Raw genomic sequence first — 6065 nt, forward strand, 5'->3', positions numbered from 1 at the left:
ATATAGATATAGATCTTTGCGCTCAGCCTCTGCTCAATTGTGTTTTCTGCACCTAGCCAACATACGCAGCTCCTTCTATCATCTACCTCGTGCCGCTCCAGAGCTTGCAGCACACCGTCAATGGGTTCACCGTGACAACTAAAATTCAACGAGCTTTTAAGTGCCGCCCAGCGGTGCTTAAATATGCCAACGCAATCACGGTCGAAGCGAAACGGCTGAACGATAAAGCGGGCGGCAGAGACCGATTTGTGCGAGAGGCTGATTGATACCTCTAGAGGGCAGCCATCGGCCGATATACCGCTTAAGAAGGGGTACTGCTGGCCGGACTCCCACTCGCGCAGTTCGGGGGCGACAGCCAAGAACGCCGCGCTCAAAACCCCGCGAGAATTTGGGAGCGCTGCAGCTTCAAATCTTTCGATATGATTTGACGCTCTATTCGAGTTGGGAGACATCTCTCAGGTCGCACGTTACTGCACTGAACTCTCGCCCTTAAGTCGCAATTTAACGTCGGGAAACAGAAAATCGCTATCGGGACGTTTCCGAGCTGGATTATCCTCTATGGCCTTTTCCATAATCTCAGCAACCTCAGCTTCGGTAAGCTGAGAAACCTTCGCCTTGTCGTGACCAGCCTTCAAGAGCGCCTCGGCTATCAAGCATTGATAGTTCGTTTTGTACAACGTTGGATCATCTGGCAGGGGGCAAGGTCTGCAACCACGTCCTAGAAAATGGCAACGATTGCATGGAATTTGGTTTTCATACACTCGTTCAAGCTCATCTTTCACCTGCCTCTTGAACGAACTAAATACGAAAGTATCCCACGCTGATCCAACCTCGTCCAAAATCGACGGCATATTCCCCTCATCGTAAAGGCCGTAGCTCTGGGCAAGTTGGCAGGGAGTTATCGTGCCATCGTAGTTCACTTGGCTGTTTTCGTCGATTGCAGGGCATTGATTCGTTTGAAGTGGCGTCGAGCGGTCGCCGGTAAACTCGCGATAAAACTGAATTACCTTGAGGCGAATAGGCGCAGTCACCTCTATGTGCGGAAACTGGCTCATGGCAGAAAGCAGCATCAAACTTGCCTTGAAGTGCTGGATCGGTGTTATGCCAAGAGTGGACGCATTTGTGATTGCATCACCGATTTTCGCAAGATGATTTACAACCACGGCGTCGGCAGACAGCCGGTGCGCTAGAGCAATTATTTCCCCGGCCCGTAAGACCCAATGGGCAGTCAGAACCGATTGTATTTGCAGTTTCGGACGCCGCCCTCTGTAAGCGGGCCGCAATTCAACAAGCTTTCTAATGAAGGAGGTCGTTTTCTCAAATGTGCCGCGTCCTCTGATCGTATCATGTGAAGCGGCGTCTGGACCATCAAGGCTGACCGTAATGCCAATCGGATTGATCTCGATAAGTGATTCCAAGAATCGAGTGTCCTGCCTAATGCCATTCGTGTTGAAAGAGACATCGAGCCCGCAACCACGAGCATGTTGCATTATCTGAATGAAATCCCGGCGAATAGTCGGCTCGCCACCGAGAAAATGCACTTGACGGATACCGCCCCGCGCTGCGTTTTCAAGTCCCCTGAAAATCTCCTCTGTCGTGAGGTCAACTTTCGTGTCGTCGCGCAGCATGTCTCCTACGCAACAGTGAGAACACGACAGATTGCATTTCGAAACGATGTCCCAGCGCAACAGCAAAGGCGATTGGCTATTGTGGTCGTCGCTTTGAATCAGCACAACCAACTCCCTTTCGTCCACGAGCGGTCGCAGCGCCGACTTGGCATATCGGCGCGTCGAGCCTCACGACGAAAATGTGTTAATCTTGATCGAGACTAACAGGCGATCCCGCCGCAACCTAAGCCCCAGGAGTCGGGCACAACGTCCCCCTTTGCTCGGATAGTCACGATCATCTGGTCGATTGCTTGAATCATACCGACGGTTTCGTCATCGGCCCCAAGCTTCTTAAGCGCCTCGCGCCGCGCCTCTGCATTGGTTCTTAAAACCTCGGCGGCAACTGAGATTGCCTTTGCACGCACTTCGGCACGAGTGTTCGTTTCATCCGAGCTATCGGTCTTTGGATTAATCGCCGCGTGTTCTGCCATATGAACTCTCCATGGGACAAATCGCTTTCGGGTCAGGCCCCAGCAGATGCACGCCTGCCCGTAACCACCTCAGGTTACATACACCTTAGAGAGGAATGCAAGAGGCCCGCAACCAGACTGAGACAATAATTCGGGGCCTTCGGCAACGCAGCATGCTGTCCGAGTGGTGGCGGGCGCTACTCCGAAAGTGGATTGGCGGCCTGTCCGGGTCAGGGGATTGCAGTACCGAAGCAATCTGCTCACCGCGCTCGTTGTTTGGTAGAAGACTAGCTTCCACATTGTAGGAGGCAACAATGGAAGAGATCACCTCTGAAGATGAGATCGCCGAGCTTGAGCCAGAGAAAGTCATCGTCAGTGTCTTCATTCTCTCAGGCTATGATCGTTCTGCGATAAATTGGCTGAAGGATACGTGGGAGCAAATTCACGAAGACACAGGGTCGAATTGGGTTCTTGTGGCACCGGTCAAAACCCGGGAAGTTGGGAGTGCCCGTGAAATTGACATACGCCTGTCAGACCGCATCAGAAAGATGTACGGCATTGCTCCGGCAAAAACGCCGTGTTTGGTATTCGACAACTTTATCGATGAAGAGCATCAAAACGTATTGAGCCTTACAGGTGACGACGGACTGCTCAAAAGCATGATGCTTAGTATGAAGCGCCGTATTGACGAAGAACTAGAGGCACTGGGTGATATCCCCCGCACGGATCGCTGGCGGCAGGATGTTACTCGGAAGCTCTTTGATGCAGGTAAATGGACGCGTGACGAAAGGGCTCTGTTAATGGCAACAAAAAAAGCATTTAGTGTTGTGCCAACAGCGGCCAAATTCTTAGTTGGCAAATATTTTTAGCTTAGTCCGTCCTTTTCTCAGATTGCTCCTCTTCCGAGAGACACTGCGTTCGTGACAGCCCAACGGCAACTGTCTCCGAGTGCAGAAATCGATGGATGATCACCGTTCCGGCTCGGGAGCGTAAGCAATCTTCTTCAGCGCCTTGTTCGCATCACCGCGACCTTGATAAGTGCCGAGCAACTCGCCCTTATCGTCAATCTCTTGAACGCGATACAGCGTCCAGCGCTGGTCTTTGCCCTGTGCGATACGGAACGCTCGGCCGTTGCGGCGACAATAGAACGCTTCGGACTTCTCGATTTGCGTCCACCCACAATCCGCACCCGAGTGAAACCGCTGTTCCAGCTTGACCCGCTCCTCCTCTCTCCAGCGCCGATAGCTTTGCTCCTGCTCGTGTCTAAGCCTTTCTTCCTCGCGCTCGATGTGCTCCTGCAGCGCTCCGATGATTGCGCGCATCTCGGTGCCGTGTACCTTTTCTGTCTGATACACCGCAACACAGCCGTCCTTGAGTTTGTCCTTGGGATAATTGGTATGTGGTTCTTCCCAAATAGCACGCAGACGCTGCTCAACGTCGGTTTTCGTCAGCGGCGGGCCGGGTAACGTATTCAGAAACGCTTGGAGGTCCTCGATGGGTATCCAGCATGGAGCCGCAGCTTGTGCGACCTCTTCCCGTTGGCCCTCCCACTTCTTCCACACGGAGCTTGCGCCATCTAGTGCTTTCACAATCTCGCGCGAGACCTTTTGAACGCTGTGTGGATCACGCAGGTGCCTTAAGGAAGGGCTTTTTACGTAATCAAACAGGATAGAGGCGACGGCGTACTGACGATCAGCACTCATGCGGAATCTCCGGTCATTTTCGTTGCAACAGCAACGCAAGTTGCGCGGTGCGACACACGTAACTCTCGGCAGGCTAACTCGATCACTTTTCACCACACTTGGTCGAGGGCGCGCTTCTGCTAATTCAGGCAGACAAATCGGCTGCATACGATAAGCTTTTCGTAGAAACCTTGCCGAAGTTCAAAGGTGCTAAATTTCCGGTTGCATATCAATCAAAGCGTTCTAGAATCTGTTGATATTCATTCTGAGTGACATGGCAGGCAAGCAAGCCAAGACACTTTCGGCCGATCATATCGACGATCTCCTCTTTTTCGCCGAGCGCTCTCGCCATCCGTTACGCAACCGCTTGATCGTTCTGCTCTCGGTTAAGGCCGGTCTTCGTGCTGCAGAGATAGCCAAACTGACCTGGGATATGGTGCTCGACCCGAGCGGCGAAGTCGGCAGCACTATCGAGCTTCAAGACAAGATCGCGAAGAAGCGTGGCGGGAGATCCATTCCGCTGCACGCCGACCTGCGAGAGGCGCTCTCCGCAGTAAGGCAGTTAGGCGTAAGCCAAGGTCCCGTCATCCGATCACAGCAAGGCGGCGCAATGACGCCGCTGAGCATCGTTGTCTGGTTTCACCGCGCGTTCAAGACGCTGGATTTGAAAGGCTGCTCGTCGCATTCGGGCCGCAGAACGTTTATCACCCGCGCCGCTCGACTGGTGCACAAGGCTGGTGGTTCCTTGCGGGATGTTCAATTGCTCGCTGGACATCGCTCTATCCAGACCACGCAAGGCTACATCGATGGCGACACGGACGCACAGAGGGCTTTGATATCGCTGATCTAGGACCCCGTGCGCGTAACCTAGGACCGCCCCGAAAGGTGGCGGCGAAGCCGACTGCCCCCTTTACGGAGTTTCTCGAAGCACACGATCACGCCGATGCTTTCATTCGCGCCGTCTGCACGTACGCTGGAACACTGTCGTTGCTGGATGAGATCGACGACGAGATTCGTCAGGCGGGCCTCGATCAAGCTGTCGCGTCGCGCGATACGCCGCCCATTTTTGATTGGCTCCTGACGGCATTCAGCTTTCAGGGCGTCTCGGATCAAGCGGCCCGGAGCTACATGGAAAAGCATGGGAGCGCGTCTTGGAGCAAATTGGAGGCGAGCGTCCAAGCTTGCCCCTCCTGCCCAAAGCTCCAAACTTACTGGCACTATGAGAGCTGCCGGTACGACAAGGGCAGCTTCACCTGCGCCGAGCCCGACCACATCGATGCCTGTCCAGTACCTCGGGCACGCCTCCGCAACGGGAGGCTGAATCAGCCAGCGGCCTCATTCTTCCTCTTCGTCAGAGACATCGCTGGTGGTGATCTCGTCGGATGGATCGATACCCAATTGGAGGCCGCCAGAGAATCCACGAACGCCGATCTGGAAACTGCGAGGCAGGAAGCCTTAATTGGTCCTCTCCGAGGCATCTTTGGCGTCGCCGACAAGGTTCTGACCAATGCCCTCTCTTGGCTTATGATAGGCGCGCGCGACCAACGACCCATCTGGTTCGAAACCGGAAAGGCCATGGTGGTTGTGGACCGGCTTGTCCATAATCACCTATTTCGGACGGGCATAATGGAGGCTTGCGGGATTCCCCATCGCTACGGCCCGGGGTGCTACGCCCAAGGCGGCTGTGCCGAGATCATCCGAGGTGCCGCAGAGCGAATTGATGCCCGCAGCTTCAATCCGAATTTTCCAAAACTCTTCCCACGCTTCATTCAGCATGCCCTCTGGTCCTTGTGTGCAGCGGACCATTTAGACGTGTGCAATGCCAATCGAATAGACGACCAAAAACCTTGCCAACTTGGCTACTGCCAACTGTTTCGAATCTGCAGTCGAAAACCGCTAAAAGCGACGTAAATTCAGATAGTTATCGTATTTATCAATGCTTGTTCTTGGCCAATAATTAGCCTATACTGTATATGCAAGGTTGATTCACGACTTTGCGCATTTTAGACTTGGAGATACTTCCGGGAATACTTTCGCCCAACCTTCGGGTCTGAGATGGCCGTTCCACTCGCGAATTAAGGGAGCCCTTGGCTCCCTTTCGCATTTCTAGGAGCTGCTCAATGGGCAAGAAAACTGGGAAGACCGAACCGGCAAAGGCTGATCCGTAAGCGCTGTTCAGCGGCCACCTACCGGATGACGGGGTGATCTGCGAGTCTGCGGTTTGTTCGGACCGTTAGGCTTAGAATGGACACAGTGCATAGTGCTATCGCGGAGCCGGTGCGGCGGCTTGAGGTCTTCACCGGAGC

General features: G+C 53.9%; 7 protein-coding genes. 3 read left to right on the forward strand and 4 right to left on the reverse strand.

All coding sequences use genetic code 11. From position 1 onward, the window contains the following. The 3 genes from AB4Z51_RS43975 to AB4Z51_RS43985 all read right to left on the reverse strand — a co-directional run. Positions 1 to 359, reverse strand: a 359-nt coding sequence (locus AB4Z51_RS43975; RefSeq protein WP_441499678.1) for a hypothetical protein, incomplete at its 3' end; no start/stop codon positions are given. A gap of 108 nt (positions 360 to 467) precedes the next feature. Continuing rightward, entirely contained in the window at positions 468 to 1754 is a 1287-nt protein-coding gene (locus AB4Z51_RS43980; protein ID WP_441499679.1) for a radical SAM protein, read from the reverse strand. Positions 1755 to 1828: 74 nt separating this feature from the next. Beyond that, entirely contained in the window at positions 1829 to 2098 is a 270-nt protein-coding gene (locus AB4Z51_RS43985; RefSeq protein ID WP_441499680.1) for a hypothetical protein, read from the reverse strand. A gap of 293 nt (positions 2099 to 2391) precedes the next feature. On the opposite strand from AB4Z51_RS43985, the gene AB4Z51_RS43990 reads away from it, so the two are divergent. Continuing rightward, the gene (locus AB4Z51_RS43990) at positions 2392 to 2946 is read left to right on the forward strand and encodes a hypothetical protein (protein ID WP_441499681.1); all 555 of its coding nucleotides are present in this window, start codon (positions 2392 to 2394) and stop codon (positions 2944 to 2946) included. Positions 2947 to 3045: 99 nt separating this feature from the next. On the opposite strand, the gene AB4Z51_RS43995 is transcribed toward AB4Z51_RS43990, so the two are convergent. Next, the gene (locus AB4Z51_RS43995) at positions 3046 to 3780 is read right to left on the reverse strand and encodes a hypothetical protein (RefSeq protein ID WP_441499682.1); all 735 of its coding nucleotides are present in this window, start codon (positions 3778 to 3780) and stop codon (positions 3046 to 3048) included. Positions 3781 to 4033: 253 nt separating this feature from the next. On the opposite strand from AB4Z51_RS43995, the gene AB4Z51_RS44000 reads away from it, so the two are divergent. Both AB4Z51_RS44000 and AB4Z51_RS44005 read left to right on the forward strand, forming a co-directional pair. Continuing rightward, the gene (locus AB4Z51_RS44000) at positions 4034 to 4609 is read left to right on the forward strand and encodes a tyrosine-type recombinase/integrase (RefSeq protein WP_441499683.1); all 576 of its coding nucleotides are present in this window, start codon (positions 4034 to 4036) and stop codon (positions 4607 to 4609) included. 35 nt (positions 4610 to 4644) lie between these two features. Further along, on the forward strand, positions 4645 to 5670 hold the full coding sequence (locus AB4Z51_RS44005) for a hypothetical protein (protein WP_441499684.1): 1026 nt from the start codon (positions 4645 to 4647) through the stop codon (positions 5668 to 5670). Positions 5671 to 6065: the final 395 nt, after the last annotated feature.

It is taken from the genome of Bradyrhizobium sp. 2TAF36 (genome assembly GCF_052114925.1).
Lineage (GTDB): Bacteria > Pseudomonadota > Alphaproteobacteria > Rhizobiales > Xanthobacteraceae > Bradyrhizobium > Bradyrhizobium barranii.

What these genes read in the sequence shown, in the direction of transcription:
- AB4Z51_RS43990 (WP_441499681.1), top strand. Translation starts at nt 2,392, where the DNA reads ATGGAAGAGATCACCTCTGAAGATGAGATCGCCGAGCTTGAGCCAGAG.
- AB4Z51_RS43985 (WP_441499680.1), bottom strand. Translation starts at nt 2,098, where the DNA reads ATGGCAGAACACGCGGCGATTAATCCAAAGACCGATAGCTCGGATGAA.
- AB4Z51_RS43995 (WP_441499682.1), bottom strand. Translation starts at nt 3,780, where the DNA reads ATGAGTGCTGATCGTCAGTACGCCGTCGCCTCTATCCTGTTTGATTAC.
- AB4Z51_RS44000 (WP_441499683.1), top strand. Translation starts at nt 4,034, where the DNA reads ATGGCAGGCAAGCAAGCCAAGACACTTTCGGCCGATCATATCGACGAT.